General features: G+C 66.7%; 14 protein-coding genes and 1 pseudogene. 11 read left to right on the top strand and 4 right to left on the bottom strand.

Annotated elements, in window-relative coordinates:
* The first annotated feature begins 7 nt into the window (after positions 1 to 7).
* The 9 genes and pseudogenes from H7J73_RS25615 (at position 8) to H7J73_RS25575 (ending at position 9,682) form a co-directional block, all read left to right on the top strand.
* Positions 8 to 1,006, top strand: coding sequence for an ABC transporter permease (locus H7J73_RS25615; RefSeq protein WP_264070561.1), 999 nt, complete (start codon positions 8 to 10; stop codon positions 1,004 to 1,006).
* Between the two features lie 47 nt (positions 1,007 to 1,053).
* A complete protein-coding gene (locus H7J73_RS25610; protein WP_264070560.1) occupies positions 1,054 to 1,692 on the top strand; it encodes a cysteine hydrolase family protein in 639 nt (212 codons plus the stop codon).
* Positions 1,689 to 3,278: an ABC transporter substrate-binding protein gene (locus H7J73_RS25605; protein ID WP_264070559.1), complete on the top strand. Its 1,590-nt coding sequence runs from the start codon at positions 1,689 to 1,691 to the stop codon at positions 3,276 to 3,278. The genes H7J73_RS25610 and H7J73_RS25605 overlap by 4 nt, the downstream gene beginning before the upstream one ends.
* A gap of 11 nt (positions 3,279 to 3,289) precedes the next feature.
* A complete protein-coding gene (locus H7J73_RS25600) occupies positions 3,290 to 4,132 on the top strand; it encodes an N-acyl homoserine lactonase family protein (RefSeq protein ID WP_264070558.1) in 843 nt (280 codons plus the stop codon).
* 2 nt (positions 4,133 to 4,134) lie between these two features.
* The gene (allB, locus tag H7J73_RS25595) at positions 4,135 to 5,487 is read left to right on the top strand and encodes an allantoinase AllB (RefSeq protein WP_264070557.1); all 1,353 of its coding nucleotides are present in this window, start codon (positions 4,135 to 4,137) and stop codon (positions 5,485 to 5,487) included.
* Entirely contained in the window at positions 5,484 to 6,518 is a 1,035-nt protein-coding gene (gene alc, locus H7J73_RS25590) for an allantoicase (RefSeq protein ID WP_264070556.1), read from the top strand. Before allB ends, alc begins: the two co-directional genes overlap by 4 nt.
* 64 nt (positions 6,519 to 6,582) lie before the next feature.
* On the top strand, positions 6,583 to 7,620 hold the full coding sequence (locus H7J73_RS25585) for an isopenicillin N synthase family dioxygenase (protein WP_264070555.1): 1,038 nt from the start codon (positions 6,583 to 6,585) through the stop codon (positions 7,618 to 7,620).
* Between the two features lie 98 nt (positions 7,621 to 7,718).
* Complete coding sequence (locus H7J73_RS25580) at positions 7,719 to 8,369, top strand: nitroreductase (RefSeq protein ID WP_264070553.1); 651 nt, start codon at positions 7,719 to 7,721, stop codon at positions 8,367 to 8,369.
* A 72-nt stretch (positions 8,370 to 8,441) separates the two neighbouring features.
* A pseudogene (locus tag H7J73_RS25575) lies at positions 8,442 to 9,682 on the top strand (DUF222 domain-containing protein).
* Here the strand turns inward: H7J73_RS25575 and malQ are convergent.
* Positions 9,679 to 11,832, bottom strand: a complete 2,154-nt coding sequence (gene malQ, locus H7J73_RS25570) for a 4-alpha-glucanotransferase (RefSeq protein WP_264070552.1) — start codon at positions 11,830 to 11,832, stop codon at positions 9,679 to 9,681. The pseudogene H7J73_RS25575 and the gene malQ overlap by 4 nt on opposite strands.
* A 143-nt stretch (positions 11,833 to 11,975) precedes the next feature.
* Here malQ and H7J73_RS25565 point away from each other — a divergent pair, with 143 nt between their 5' ends.
* The gene (locus tag H7J73_RS25565) at positions 11,976 to 13,166 is read left to right on the top strand and encodes an MFS transporter (protein WP_264070670.1); all 1,191 of its coding nucleotides are present in this window, start codon (positions 11,976 to 11,978) and stop codon (positions 13,164 to 13,166) included.
* On the opposite strand, the gene H7J73_RS25560 is transcribed toward H7J73_RS25565, so the two are convergent.
* Positions 13,120 to 13,443: a DMT family transporter gene (locus H7J73_RS25560; RefSeq protein WP_264070669.1), complete on the bottom strand. Its 324-nt coding sequence runs from the start codon at positions 13,441 to 13,443 to the stop codon at positions 13,120 to 13,122. The two genes, H7J73_RS25565 and H7J73_RS25560, sit on opposite strands and share 47 nt — an antisense overlap.
* Positions 13,443 to 13,796, bottom strand: a complete 354-nt coding sequence (locus H7J73_RS25555) for a DMT family transporter (protein WP_264070551.1) — start codon at positions 13,794 to 13,796, stop codon at positions 13,443 to 13,445. The genes H7J73_RS25560 and H7J73_RS25555 overlap by 1 nt, the downstream gene beginning before the upstream one ends.
* Positions 13,797 to 13,896: 100 nt before the next feature.
* On the opposite strand from H7J73_RS25555, the gene H7J73_RS25550 reads away from it, so the two are divergent.
* Positions 13,897 to 14,523, top strand: a complete 627-nt coding sequence (locus H7J73_RS25550) for a GIY-YIG nuclease family protein (protein ID WP_264070550.1) — start codon at positions 13,897 to 13,899, stop codon at positions 14,521 to 14,523.
* Here the strand turns inward: H7J73_RS25550 and H7J73_RS25545 are convergent.
* Positions 14,510 to 15,139, bottom strand: a complete 630-nt coding sequence (locus H7J73_RS25545) for a TetR/AcrR family transcriptional regulator (RefSeq protein WP_264070549.1) — start codon at positions 15,137 to 15,139, stop codon at positions 14,510 to 14,512. The genes H7J73_RS25550 and H7J73_RS25545 overlap by 14 nt on opposite strands.
* Between the last annotated feature and the right edge of the window lie 26 nt (positions 15,140 to 15,165).

The following is a 15,165-nucleotide window of genomic DNA, read 5'->3' as shown; positions in this document are numbered from 1 at the left end:
GGCAGACATGAAAAGATTCGTTGCTTCCCGGCTCGGAGCCCTGGTCGTCATTCTCATCGCGCTGACCGCGGTGATGTTTCTCCTGCAACATATTTCGCCTTTGGACCCGGTCAAGGCGCAGATGGGCGCTCAGGCGTCACAGCAGGCCGTCGCGGAACGGCGGCAGGCGCTGGGTCTCAACGACCCGATCCTGACGCAGTTCTGGCACTATCTGACCGCCGCGGTGCAGGGCAACCTCGGGACCTCGTATCGCACCCGGCACTCGGTGGCATCGGATCTGGGCGACTTCTTCCCGGCGACACTCGAATTGGCGATCTACGGCATCATCGTCGCCCTACTGCTGGCTGTCCTGCTGGCGTTCAGCACGACGCTGAAGTGGCGGGGTTCGGCGGCGCTGCGCGCGGTGCTGTTCACCGGGGCGTCCGCGCCGATGTTCCTGCTCGGCATTCTCGGGTTGATCATCTTCTATCAGAAGCTCGGCTGGGTACCGGCCAACGGACGGGTCAGTGTGCCCAACCCGCCAACCGGGCCCACCGGGATGCTCACGGTGGACGGCCTGATCCACGGCCGGCTCGACGTCGTCGGTTCGGCATTTCACCATCTGATCCTGCCGGCCCTGGTGATCGCACTGGGTCCCGCGGTGGCGATCGGCCGGGTGCTTCGCTCGAGCCTGCTCACCGACGCTGACAGCGACTACGCGAGAACCGCACGCGCCAAGGGCCTTTCGGAGGGCAACATCATGGCTCGGCACGTGCTGCGCAACTGTATCGGGGCGTCGCTGTCGATGACCGGCTTGCAGGTCGGATTGATGTTCTCCGGTGTACTGGTGGTCGAGCAGGTATTCGGCTGGCCCGGGATCGGCCAGTACATCGCCCAGAGCATCCCGGTCGCGGATTTTCCGGCGATCGCCGGTGTGACCCTGTTGCTCGGTGCGCTCTATGTGTTCATCAACACCGTCGTCGACCTACTGCAGGCGGCAGCCGACCCGCGGATAGCCGCGACCTGAGTTTCCCTGTTCCCAAACAAGTCTCGAACAACAAAGAAGGAGGCCCGGTGCCGGCGCAACCCTTGATCGTGGGTAACCCCGTGCTCGTCGTCGTTGACATGCAGGAAGGCGGGGCACTGCCCGTCGAAGAGATGGGCATCCCGGTGATGCCGGGTCACGCCGAGCGGGTGAAGAAAGCCGAGAAGCTGGTCGCGGCGGCCCGTGCCGCCGCGATCCCGGTGATCTACTTCCAGGAGGTGCATCGGCCCAGCGGGGTGGACTTCGGCCGTGAACTCGACGGCACCGAGGGTGTGCACTGCGTCGAAGGTCAGCCCGGCACCGCGCTGGAGCCGACGCTGCTGCCTGGACCCGACGAGTTCCACATCGTCAAACGACGCTATTCCGGTTTCATCGGAACGGAATTCGAGATCATCCTGCGCGGACTGAAAGCGTCGACCCTGATTCTGATCGGTGGGCTGACCGACGTCTGCGTGCACTACACCTTCGCCGACGCCCACCAGCGTGACTTCTACGTGCGCGTGGTCACCGATTGCGTCGGCGGCTCTTCGCAGGCGCGCCACGACGCCTCGCTGAACGCGATGGAGTACCTGCAGACCGGTGCCAACCGGACCACTGACGAGATCCTCGCCGCGTTCGCCGATCTGATCCCAACGTCCCAGCCCGTCCTCGAAGGAGCCGCACGATGAGCACGTCACCCCGCAGAAGAGGTTTCGCGCTGCTCGCCGCGGCCGCCGCCACCGCCTTGACACTCGCCGGTTGCGGCGGTTCGGATTCCGGCGGCGGCACCCCCAACGCGGCACCTACCGACAAGGTGCTGCACCTGTCGTTCCTGCAGGACCCGGGCCAGCCGCCAGACCCCGACATCTTCTACGCCGGACAGGGCCTGCTGCTGACCACCAACCTCTACGAAGGTCTGCTGCAGTACAAGGGCGGCACCAACAAGCCGGAGCTCGAGCCGCTGCTGGCCACCGCGTGGACCAAGTCACCGGACAACAAGGTCTTCACCTTCAAGTTGCGGGACGGCGTGAAATTCCATGACGGAACGCCATTCACGTCGGACGCGGTGAAGGCGTCCTTCGACCGCCGCCTCGCGGTCAACCAGGGTCCGGCCTACATGGTGCAGGGCATCGACTCGATCACCACACAGGGTCCGCTGGACGTGACCGTCACCCTCAAGGAGCCCAACTCGGCGTTCCTGGACTACATCGCCGCCCCGTACGGACCGCGCATGCTCAGCCCCGAGGGGTTGAAGAAGAATGCCGGCACCGACAACGCCGAGAACTACTTGACGACACACGATCTGGGTACCGGACCGTACACCCTGACCGATGCCCAGGTGGGTTCGCACTACGGCATGGCCGCGTTCCCCGACTACTGGGGTGACAAGCCGTACTTCCAGACCATCGACCTGCCGGTGATCACCGACGCGTCCGCCCAGCAGCTGCAGTTCAACAACGGCCAGATCGCGGCGATCCTGCACGACCTGCCATCCTCGGCGGTGGAGTCCTACCTCAACGACAGCAAGTACTCGCACTACTCGCTGCCGACGATGATGTCGAACTTCCTCTACGTCAACCCGCACAAGGGACTGTTCACCGACCAGACCAACCGGACGGCGGTCTTGCAGGCGATCGACGTCGACGCTCTGGTGAAGCAGACATTCTTCGGGCGCGGCAAGGTCGCCGAGCAGGCGTATCCGCCCAACATGCTGGACCCCCAGTACGCCAAGCAGGACATCCCGCATGACCCGTCGAAGCTGACCGCGCTGGCGGCAACGTTGCCGCCCGATCAGAAGAACATCACCGTCGGCTACGACTCGAGTGCGCCGGACAGCCAGTTGATCGCCAACCTGATCCAGACGCAGCTCGCCTCGGCCGGTCTCACCGCCAAGGTACAGAGCTATCCGACGTCGGAGATCTTCGGCTGGGTCGGCACCGACGCCTCCAGCGCTCCCGAGCTCTACACGGGAACCGGCTGGCCGGATGCGCCGTCGCCATACACCTGGGGCCACATCTCCTGGGATCCGGGCGCCGGCCTGAACTACATGGGTTGCACGGCACCGCCGATCACCACCGCGCTGGCCGAAGCACTGGTCACCGGTGCGCCGGAATCCTTCTCGACCGCCGGAGAAGAGGCGGTCAAGACAGGCTGCTGGTACAACCTCGCCGACGTCGACGACTTCGTGGTGGCCCAACCGTGGCTCAAGGGTGTCGAAGACGCGCACGTGGTGACCAACCCGAACTCGCTGCGACTGTTCAAGTTGTCGGCCTGACCATGAACCTGATGCAGTCTGACGGCAAGGTCCGGCGGATCATCCTGCTCACCCTTGGGTGGGAGGAACTGCCGAAATCGGTATCCGTTTATGGTGCGGCCCCCGAGCTCCGGATGCGTGAACCGGTGCCCGGGGTGCTGCTCCAGACCGACGGTGGCTGGGTGTTGCTCGACACCGGATTCAACACCGCGCTGGTGCGAGATCCGGCCCTGGCCCGGCGGTTCTACCCGACGGTGGAGTACCGGCCGGTGCTGCCGGGCCCGGGGGAGCCGATCGAGGAATCACTTCACGAGATCGGGGTGGACATCGACGATATCCACGCCGTCGCGCTCAGCCATCTGCACCACGACCACGCCGGCGGCCTGAAGTTGTTCGCCGGCAAGGTGCCGGTGCACGCCCAACGCCGCGAACTCGAATACGGGTTGGCGAATCATCCCGAGCCCGAACGCCATGCGATTGCGCGGATCGATTTCGACGATCCCAACATCGACTGGCAACTGGCCGAGGGGGAGGCCGAGATCGCGCCAGGGATCACCGCGATCCCGACCTACGGGCACACCGTCGGGCATCAGAGCTTCATGGTGGAACTCGACGAATCGGTGGGCGGTGGCGGCTTCGTCTTCGCGTTCGACGCCGCCGACCTGACCGAGAACATCGAGCAGGAGCTGGCGATCGGCGGTTTCATCGACGTCGACCCGCACGAGACCGTCGAGCCGATCCGCAAGCTCAAGCGGCTCGCCGCCGAGAAGGGGTATCAGCTGATACCGGGTCACGATCCGCATGTGTGGCCGGAGATGACGAAACATTTCCACGACAGGTTTGGCCCCGTGCCACCGAAGGCGGACCACCATTGACGGTGGATGATCCCGCTCTGGACACCGTGATCCGCGCCGAACGCGCGGTGATCGGCGGCGAGATACGTTCGGCGGCAATAGGAATCTTGCGCGGCCTCATCAGACTGGTGGGCCGGGTGGACGGACAGTACCGGGCGGCGAGCGAAGTTGTGTTGCCGTCGACGGCGGTACTGATGCCGGGGCTGGTGGACAGTCACGTGCATATCGACGAGCCGGGCACCGACTGGGAAGGCTTCGCCACGGCCACCGCCGCGGCGGCGGCCGCCGGTATCACGACGCTGGTGGACATGCCGCTCGATTCCGATCCGGTAACCACGAGTGCCGCTGCGTTGGCCGCCAAAAGGGCGGCGGCACAGGGCAACTGCCAAGTTACCGTCGGCTACTGGGGCGGTGTGGTGCCCGACAACATCGACAACCTCGAAGAGCTGGCGCTGGCCGGTGTGCTCGGATTCAAATGCTTCCTCGCCGACTCGGGCAATCCGAACTTCCCACCGCTGCGGCCCGCGGAGTTCTATCGCGCGATGAGTCGGATCGCCGCGCTGGGATCGGTTCTGCTGGTGCATGCCGAAAGTGACCACACGCTTGCCCAGAGCCCGGCCGCCCGGGGGTGCTCGTACTCGTCGTTTCTGCGGTCACGCCCCGACGCGGCCGAGGTAGACGCCGTGTCGCTGGTGCTCGACGCAGCCCGGGCGACCGGGGCCAGGGCGCATATCGTGCACGTGTCCAGCGCCCAAGTGCTGCCGCTAATCGCTGCGGCCAAACGCGCTGGGGTGGCCGTGACGGCCGAAACCTGTCCGCACTACTTGACATTTGCCGCCGACGATATCCCGGCGGGTGCCACCGAATTCGCCGTCTGCCCGCCGATCCGGCGGGGGGACAATCGTCAACAGCTCTGGACCGCGCTGTCGGATGGCGTGCTCGATATGGTCGTGTCCGACCATTCCCCGTGCGCGCCGGAAGCCAAGGGCGACGGTGACTTCGGCCGTGTCTTCGGCGGGATCAGCTCGCTGCAGCTCGGCCCGCGGGTCGTGTGGACCAGGGCCAGGATGCGGGGGTTCACCCTCGTCGACGTGTGCCGCTGGATGGCCGAGGCGCCCGCTGCGCTGGCCGGCCTGACCGACCGGGGCCGCATTGCCGTCGGGACCCGAGCGGATTTCTGTGTGTTCGATCCCGACGCCGAAAGCGTGGCGCACGCCGATGCGCTGCACCATCGGCACGCCATCACCCCCTACGACGGAACCACTCTGCGCGGCGCGGTACTGGCCACCTGGCTCGGTGGCCGGCGTGTCCGCGCCGGGACCTCCGAATCCGCCGAATTATGGCCACTTTCGAGCCTACTGGGATTGGATTCATGACCGGACACCACGATTGCATCGACTTGGCCAGCCGAGGCCTCGGTGGCAGTGTGGTCGCGGCCAGTGACGAGTCGTTCGGGATCAAAGAGCGACTCATCGACCCGAGTGAGCCGACCTTCGTACCGGGCACCTACGACCTTCGCGGTGAGGTGGTCGACGGCTGGGAAACCCGCCGGCATGCCGGCCTCGCCGGTGACTGGGCCGTCATCCGGCTCGGAGTGCCGGGCCGGGTCCGTGCCGTCGACGTGGACACCCGTTTCTTCACCGGCAACCATCCCACCGGCTACCGCCTCGACGGTGCCGTGCTCGCGCCGTCAGACGATCCGCTGGTGCCGGGAATCCGCTGGTTTCCCCTGGTCGAGCTGACCAGCCTGAAACCCGACTCGCGCAACATCATCGGCGTATCGGAGACCCGACGGATCACACATATCCGGTTGCGGCTGGAATCCGACGGGGGCGTAGCGCGGTTGCGGGCATTCGGTGAGGCGGTGCCCGACCCGCGGCTGTGGGCCGGTGTCACGATGGAGGTCTCGGGTGCCGAGAACGGCGGCCGGGTGGTGTGGTCCAGCGACACCTTCTACTCCGATGCCCGCGCGCTGATCGCCCCCGACCGGCCCCGCAACATGGGCGACGGGTGGGAGACCCGTCGCAGGCGCGATATCGGTCCGGATACCCACGATGCCGTCACCATCGCCCTGGCGGTCCCGTGCGATCTGCAGCGTATCGAAGTCGACACCTCGTGCTATGTGTTCAACGCGTCCCGCGAGGTGTCCGTACTGGGTAGTCGCGACCGGCCGGACGGCGGATCCGCCTGGTGGTCAGTACCATTCGACGTCCCGGTGCTTGCGCGCACCGCGTTGAGCGCCGACACCCGCCGCGTGTTCGTGGTGGACAGCCAGGAGAACTCCGGTGTCACCGCGCTGCGGGTCCAGGCCCACCCCGATGGTGGTCTCGCGCGGTTCCGTGCGCTGGGGCGGCCCACCGCCGCGGGCTTCGCCGAACTGCAATCGCGGTGGGATGCCGCGCTGTGAGGAACGTGATGGGCGTCGTCGGCCATCGCCTGGAAATCAACGAAATCGAAGGAAGAGTGAAATTGTGAGTGAGGCAACGTCGTTCACCTCGGTGCCGATCGTCGACATCACAGATCTGAGTTCACCGGACCTGGCCGACCGGCATCGAGTGGCCGCCGAAGTCGGCAAGGCCGCCCGCGAAGTGGGTTTCTTCTACATTCGCGGAGCAGCCATCGACGAGGCGCTGTTCACCGACCTGCTGGCCGCGACCAGAGAGTTCTTCGCGTTGCCGATCGACGAGAAGATGCGGTCCTACATCGGGTTCTCACGTTGTCATCGCGGCTACGTGCCCTATGGAGAAGAAGGCCTCAACGGTGACAGACCGGATCTGAAGGAGGCCTTCGACACCGCGCTGGACCTGCCCGCCGATGATCCGGACTACCTGGCCGGCAATCCCATGCTCGGCCCCAACGCGTGGCCCGATATTCCCGGCTTCGCCGAGCGGGTGACGGCGTACTACAACGCCATCATCGCGGTCGGTAACCAACTGCTGTGGGCATTCGCGGTGGCGCTGGGTGAGGATCCGGATACCTTCGTCAAGCACGCCACCAAGACTCCGAGCCAGCTCCGCCTGGTGCACTATCCGTATAACCCGGATGCCGTCGACGCCCTGGGCATCGGCGCACACACCGACTACGAGTGTTTCACCTTGCTGAAACCGACCGCACCGGGCCTGGAAGTGATGAACGGAGCGGGCGAGTGGGTCGACGTCCCGCCAGTGCCCGGCACCTTCGTCGTCAACATCGGCGACATGCTGGAACTGTGGACCAACGGTGCGTTCGTCGCGACGTCGCACCGGGTTCGCAAGGTCAAGGAAGAGCGGTTCTCGTTTCCGCTGTTCTTCAATGTCGACTATGACACCGAGGTGAAACCGTTGCCGCAGTTCGCTTCCGGCGACGGACGGGACCGGCCGCCGTTGCGCGCGGGGGAGCACCTGTTTGCGCAGACGGTGCAGACGTTCGCGTACCTGCGGGACCGGTTGGCCAGGGGCGAGCTGGAATTGCCCGACGGTTCGGTGGAGACCAACTCCTTCGGTCAGCAGGCGTTGCACGCGGGTAAGTAACGTGGGGGCCTGCCGCTCGGCGGTGGCTCGGCGCTCGGGGTGTCGATCGGGATAAAGCGGCGACGTTGTAGGCTGCCGTCGGCGAGGAGGGGCGAGCGGTGGAGCTTGAGCACGCGGTGCACGCTCGTCGATCGATCCGGTTGTTCCACGCAGATCGTGCGGTGCCGCGCGCCGACGTCGTTGCGGCGCTGGAGTTGGCCCGGCTGGCGCCCTCGAACTCGAACTCTCAACCTTGGCATCTGGTGTTCGCCTCTGGCGCCGCTCGTGGCCGTCTCGTCTCTGCGCTGCTGGCCGAGGCGCGGGTCCGTGAGCCGGAAAACACCCCGCTGCCGACTGAATTCGACAGCAGCAGATACGCACTCGGCGAGCAGCTCTACGGCAGCCTGGGAATCGCGCGCGAGGACGCCCTCGGCCGTCGGCGGGCCGTCGAGTTCAACTGGCGCTTCTACAACGCGCCGCTGGCGGGCATCGTCTGTATGGACCGCCGGTTGCATCACGTCGACAGCCTCGGTGTCGGCATGTTCCTGCAAACATTCCTGCTGGGCCTCTCGGCTCGCGGACTGGGGAGCTGCGTACAGGTGCTGATCGCCGGTTTCCCGCATGTCGTGCGCGAGGTCCTGGCTATCCCGGACAGCTACGAGATCCTGTGCGGGGTGGCGATCGGTTATGCCGTCGAGGACTTTCCGGCCAACAATCTCGACGTCGCGCGTAAGCCGGCCGACGAGTGCGCCATCTTCGTTGACCAGTAGTGCGCTGCCGGGGCCGAGGTTTTGTCGGCGCCCGAGATAGTATAGAACGTATGTTCGAAGTGTCGGGAGGCGGTGTTGATAGATCGTCTCGGCGAGTTGGAGAGGCTCAAGGCTGCCGCGGCAGCGGAGCAGGCTCGGGTGACGGCGGCGTTCGTCGCGGCGCGGCGGGCGCGCGAGGAGGCGGCCGGGATCCCCGAAGCCAAGCGCGGGCGGGGGGTGTGCAGTGAGGTTGCGTTGGCGCGGCGAGCCAGTCCGTATCGGGGAAACCGGCATGTCGGGTTCGCCCACGCCCTGGTCTACGAGATGCCACACACCCTGGCGGCGCTGGAGTCCGGGATGCTCACCGAGTGGCGGGCCACCCTGATCGTGCGCGAGTCGGCGTGTCTGGCTCTCGAGGATCGGCGTGCCTCGGATGCCGAACTGGGTGGCGATCCGTCGACAGTGGTGGGGTGGGGTGATACCCGGATTGCCGCGGAGGCCAAGAGATCGCCTACCGTTTGGACCCGCACGCGGTCGTCGACCGCGCCCGCAAAGCCGGGACCGAGCGGTATGTGACGATCCGACCCGCCCCGGACGCCATGACGTATGTGACGGCCCTGCTGCCGGTGGCCCAAGGGGTGTCGGTGTACGCAGCGCTCAAGCGGGAGGCGGACGTCACCTGTGATGGCCGCTCGCGAAACCAGGTGATGGCCGACACGATGGTCGAGCGGCTGACCGGGCGTAGCGCCGCGTCGGCGACGCCGGTCGCGGTGCACCTCGTGATCTCCGATGACACCCTGACTGGCGGCCACACGCCGGCGATTGTCGACGGGTATGGCCCGATTCCGGCGGGCATCGCCCGTGATCTGGTCACAGCCGCGCTTGACGACGACGCCTCCCGGGCCACGCTGCGCAAGCTGTATGCCACGCCGGCGACGGGCACCCTGGTGGCGATGGAATCACGGTCGCGGATCTTCCCGAAAGCCCTGGCGCGCTTCATCGGCATCCGAGACCACCGGTGTCGAACTCCCTACTCCGACACCCCGATCCGGCATACCGACCACGCCGCACCCGCCGAACGGCACGGCCCGACCAGTGCAGCCAACGGCGAAGGGCTGTGCGAAGCATGTAACTACGCCAAACAAGCTGCCGGCTGGACAGTGCATACCTGTATCGACGAAAGTGGCACGCACACAGCGCAAGTCACCACACCGACCGGGGCGAGCTATCAGTCGACGGCACCGCCGCAGCCGAAGCCGATGGTCATCACCATCAGCGAAGTCGAAGCCGCCACCGGACTTCGGCTGGCCAGGCACGTCACCGTCGCCGCCTAGACCTCCGGGGTGGTGATCACGCGCATCGCCTCGCTCAGAGTGGCGGCGCGTGGGTCGGCGAAGACGTCCTCGAGCGAGAGCGGCTTGCCGTCCGGACCCGTCAACGGCACACGCCAGTTCGGATACTCGTCGGTGGTGCCAGGCTGATTCTGCGTCCGCCGATCACCCACGGCGTCAGCCAACGCGACGGCCAGCAGCCGGGACGGAGTTCGTCCGAGATAGCGGTACAGCGCCAGGATGATCTGCTCGGTGCTGGCGGCCTCGCTGCCGGGCGGCAGCAGTCCGACCCGACGCAGCTCGGCCAGCCACTGCGCCTGCTCCTCCTGGTCCTCGGCCATCTCCTCGTCCACCGGTCGGGTCAACAGGCCGAGCGCATCGCGCAGCCGAACGTGTTCGCCGGCAAGGTATCCGGCGGTCGGCGGCAGATCATGGGTGGTGACGGACGACAGGCAGTACTCGCGCCACTTGGCCGCATCCATCGGAACCCCGGACGGGTGCTCGGCGTCGCGTTCTAGCTCGAACCACAGAATCGAGGTACCGAGGATCCCGCGGGTCCGCAGGTAATCACGGACCCACGGCTCGACGGTGCCCAGGTCCTCGCCGACGATCACGGCGCCGGCCCGGTGTGCTTCCAGGGCGACGATGCCGATCATCGCCTCGTGGTCGTACTGCACATAGGTGCCCTCGGTTGGCAACGCGCCCTTGGGAATCCACCACAACCGGAACAACCCGATGATGTGGTCGATCCGCACCCCGCCGGCATGGCGCAGCACCGCCTGGATGAGGGTGCGAAACGGAAGGTACTCGTGCACCTCGAGTTGATCGGGACGCCACGGCGGCTGCGACCAGTCCTGCCCGAGCTGGTTGAACTCGTCCGGCGGGGCGCCCGCGGTGACGCCGAGCGCCAGTACATCCTGCAATGCCCACGCGTCGGCGCCGTTGGGATGCACGCCGACCGCCAGGTCGTGCATGATGCCCAGCGACATGCCGGCCCGGACTGCCGCAGACTGGGCAGCGGCCAGCTGTTCGTCGAGCAGCCACTGTAGCCACCGATGGAAATCGACTGCGGAGGCGCGTCTTTCGACGAATTGGGCGACCCCGTCGCCGGTCGGGTGTTGCAGGTCGGCCGGCCACTGGTGCCAATCGCTGCCATAGCGTTCCGCCAGCGCGCACCACGTCGCGAAGTTGTCGAGAGCGGCTCCTTCGCGCGCTCGGTAGGCCGCATAGGCCAGTTCGCGTCCCGCGGATCGCTCCACTCGATGAACCATTCGCAGGGCCCTGCGCTTGGCCGCCCAGGCTGCGTCCCGGTCGATCGAGTCGAGTTTGCGGGCGTGCTTGCGGACGTCGTCGCGCAGCGCACCTATGCGGCTTCGCCCTCTCAGATCGGCGTATTCGGGGATGGCCTCGACCCGCAGATACAGGGGATTGACGAAGCGGCGCGAGGTCGGCAGATACGGCGACGGCTCCATGGGTTTCGTCGGTGCCGCGGCATGCAACGGGTTGACCAGTACATAACCGGCTCCGTGTGTGGCTGCCGACCACACCGCGAGGTCGGTGAGATCGGTCAGGTCACCGACGCCCCACGATCGCTTCGAGCGGACGCTGTAGAGCTGGGTCGCCATTCCCCAGGTCCGGCGGTTGCCCATGTTGGCCGGTAAGCCCAGCCACGCGGGGGTCACGATCAACGCGGTACTGGTCTCCAGGGCGCCGCTGCGCAGATGGATGCGGTGATAGCCCACGGGCAGATCGGCGGGCAGCGCGAAGGTTGCCTCGCCGACCAGTCGGCCATCCAAATCGTAAGGGGGAGTGAAGTTGTCGAGCTGACGGACGCCGGAGCGCACTGTTCCGTCCTCGAGTCGCACCCAGATGTGGGCGGCGTCGCCGTGGGTGACGTGCACCCAGAACGAGGTGTCCGTCCCCGCCCGGCCCACGATCGTCGAAGGCAGCGCCTTGGCCCAGTGCCGGCGGTCGTGCTCCACCAGGGCCGTCGCCCGCTCGTCCGCGGTTCCGGCTGCGATACCGAGCGCGCCGAGCACCGCGGTCAGCGTGTGCTCGGGCACCGGCACGCTGCGTCCGGTCCAGTCGTAGTACTCGGTGGACACGCCACAGCGGTGCGCGAGTTCGGCCAGGGTCTGATCCAGGTCGGTCATGGTGGCAATCTTGCTTTGTTTGGCGCCGTTACGTCGCGTGACATCAGGTCCGCCCAGGTGCGGCGGGTCCGGCCAACCCCATCGACGGTCGTCGTCTCCCTTACTGTGACGCGGTGCCGTCCACCAGCGATCGCCGAGCCCGGATGGCGGTCGGGGCCCTCTTCCTGACGAACGGCGCGATGTTCGCCAACATGCTGCCACGGTATCCGGAGATCAAAACCGACCTGAGCATGTCGAACACGGGCTTCGGGTTGGCGGTCGCGGCCTTTTCCGCGGGCGCACTGCTGTCCGGATTGACCGCGGGAGTGTTGATCCGGCGATTCGGTTCGGCATCGGTCGCGGTGGCCAGCACCGTGTTCATCGCGGCTTTCGTCGTCGCTGCGGCGGTGGCGCCGACCCCCATCGTCTTCGGCGGGGCGCTGTTCGTGGCCGGTGCGGCCGACGCGATCACCGACGTCGCGCAGAATGCGCATGGTCTGCGGGTCCAGTACCGGTACGGCCGGTCGATCCTCAACTCGCTGCATGCACTGTGGTCGATCGGTGCGGTGCTCGGAGGTCTGATGGGTGCGGCGGCCATCGCACTGCATATCTCCCGAACCCTCCAGCTCACGGCATCCGGTCTGCTGTTCTCCGCCATCTGCCTGGCCAGCTATCGCTTTCTGCTCCATGGTCCCGACCACGACGAACCCCACGTGCCGCGACCCCACTCCGATGGCCGGACGCCGGCACTGCTGACCGCCTATGCACTGGTGGCGGCCCTGGCGATCTTCTCCATCGCGGGCTCGGCCGTCGAGGACGCCGGAAATTCCTGGGCCACCATCTATCTGCGGGACAGCCTCGGAGCGCCGGCCGCGATCGCCGCGTTCGGCTACATCGCGATGGTCAGCTTCATGTTCGTCGGGCGATTGGCGGGCGATCGCCTGGTGGACCGATTCGGTGTGCGGATCGTCGCCGCGGCGGGCGGGGTGCTGATCACCGTTGGGATGGGCGCGGCCTTGGCATTCCCGACGACGGCGGGCACCGTCTGCGGCTTCGCCGCTGCCGGACTCGGCGTGGCCACCGTCGCACCCGCGGCGTTCCACGCCGCGGACAACGTGCCCGGACTGCGCCCCGGTACGGGACTGACGGTGGTGACGTGGCTGATGCGGGTGGGCTTCCTGCTGGCGGCGCCGCTCGTGGGAGCCGTCGCCGACGCGACGAGCCTGCGGGTCGGCCTACTTATCGTGCCGGTATCCGGGGTGCTCATCGTCCTATTCGCGATGGTGCTCAGCGGGCGCCGGCGCGCACTCAGTGCACGGAACCGACGAGTTCGATGGTCAGCACCCCAGCGATGATGAACCCGATTCCGAGGCCCATCAACCACGTCAGGGGTTCGGCGAACAGGTATTTCCCCAGGACCGCGACCAGCGCCACGCCGCAGGCCGACCACACGCCGTAGGCGATACCGACCGGCATGCCCAGCGACAGCGACGTCGACAACAGTGCGAACGACACGAGGTAGCCGAGGACGACCGGGATCAGCCAGATCTTCTTGCGGAAGCCGTCGGAGGCCCGTAGTGACAGAGTGGCGGCCACCTCGACAACGATCGCACCCGCCAGCAGCAACCACATCATGACGCGGGGTGTTCGGGGTGGGCAGTGGCCGCGCGCTGTGAACCGAACTCGACGAGCAGCACGCCGATGATGATCAGCCCGATACCCAACACGATCGGGAGCGTGAACGGGTCACCGAAGATGACCGCTGCCAGCACCGCGGTCAGCGCCGTCCCGCAGGCACCCCAGATGCCATAGGCGATCCCGATCGGCATGCCTGCCCGCATCACCAGCGTGAGGAACACGAACGACAGCAGGTACCCGACGACCACCAGAACGAGCCAGGCCGGGTGATCCTGAAACGCGCGAAGAGACAGGATTCCCGTCACCTCGGTCAGGATCGCTCCGGCCAGTAGCCCCCACTTCCGCACGACCACTCCTTCGCTCGGCGGTCAGACTATCCGGTGGCGTCTAGGCTCCTCATTCAGGCGCTCCGTTCCCGGGCTGCCCTATGCGATATCGGAGGCATGTATGTCCAAGGGGCACAGAGCGACCAAGGTTGCGGGATTCGTTGCGGCCCGGTTATTTTCGCACGACGAGGTATTCAGTGAGCCGTGCCCGGTGCCTGCCGAACCCGGCGTTTTCGGCTGGTGGGCCCGCACGCTGCCCGCGGCGTTGGATGACGAGGTCACCGCGGGATGTCAGCGACGGGACGGGTTGACGCTGCTCTACGTCGGCATCGCCCCTACTCCGCCGCCGGCCAACGGCAAGCGGCCGATCAGTCAGGATCTGCGCAAGCGCATCAAGTACCACTTCGGCGGTAGCGGTGCGAGTGCCGAGGGTTCGACCCTACGTAAATCGCTTGGCGTGCTTCTCAAAGACGAGCTCGACATCCACCTGCGCCGTATCGGCTCGGGTGAGCGACAGACCTTCGCCGGCGGGGAGGCGGTGCTCACCCGCTGGATGGCGGAGAACACGCAGGTGTCCTGGGTGCTGCACCCCGAGCCGTGGCTGTTCGAGGACACCTTGATCCACAGCCTCGATTTACCGCTGAACATTCAGGGCAACGACCACAACCCATTCCTGCCCGAGTTGAAGCGACTTCGCCGCGAAGCGGCCGTCAGCGCCACCAAGCAACGGGTACTCAAGGAGTGGTAGCCCGCGCCACCATCGGCGTGAGGATCTCCTCGGCGAATCGTCGTAACTCGGCGTCATCACCGAAATCGGGATCGGTCGGCGGCGCCGAAATATAGGTCAGGATCAGCCGGGCGCAGACATCGGCTACCCACCGAACCTGTTGGCTCGGTTGATTTCCTGCCCCCGCTATCTGCGTGGCGACGAATGCCGAGCCGGCCTCCAGCAGCATCGCGGTGTCGTCGGCGGACAACGACGAGCCCGTCTGCCCGGCGCGGCGCAGCATCGGGTGGATGCGGGAGAATCTGACCGCGGCGATGAACGCCTCCGTCACTCTCGCGCGTGGATCGGTCGCGGCGGCGATGCCATCGGCAACGGCAGCCAGGAATCGGTCGGTTTCGCGCTGCACCAGCGCTGCGACCAGGTCGTCGCGGCGTGGGTATCGCCGATAGGCCGTCATCCGGGACACGCCGGCGCGACGCACGACGTCCTCGACGGTGATTCGGGCCAGTCCGACGTGCGCCGCCTCCAGTACCGCCGCGTCCAGCAGCCGCCCCGTGGCGCGGTCCGCCGACTTCGCTGTCTCGGTGCCGCTCGTTGCGGCGGTCACCAGCGCCATCAGGTTGGAGATTGTGGTCATGGTCACCTCCCGGCGATACGAATGTG

The organism is Mycolicibacterium komossense, from assembly GCF_025822605.1.
GTDB lineage: Bacteria > Actinomycetota > Actinomycetes > Mycobacteriales > Mycobacteriaceae > Mycobacterium > Mycobacterium komossense.
This window is presented reverse-complemented; position numbering and strand designations above follow the sequence as displayed.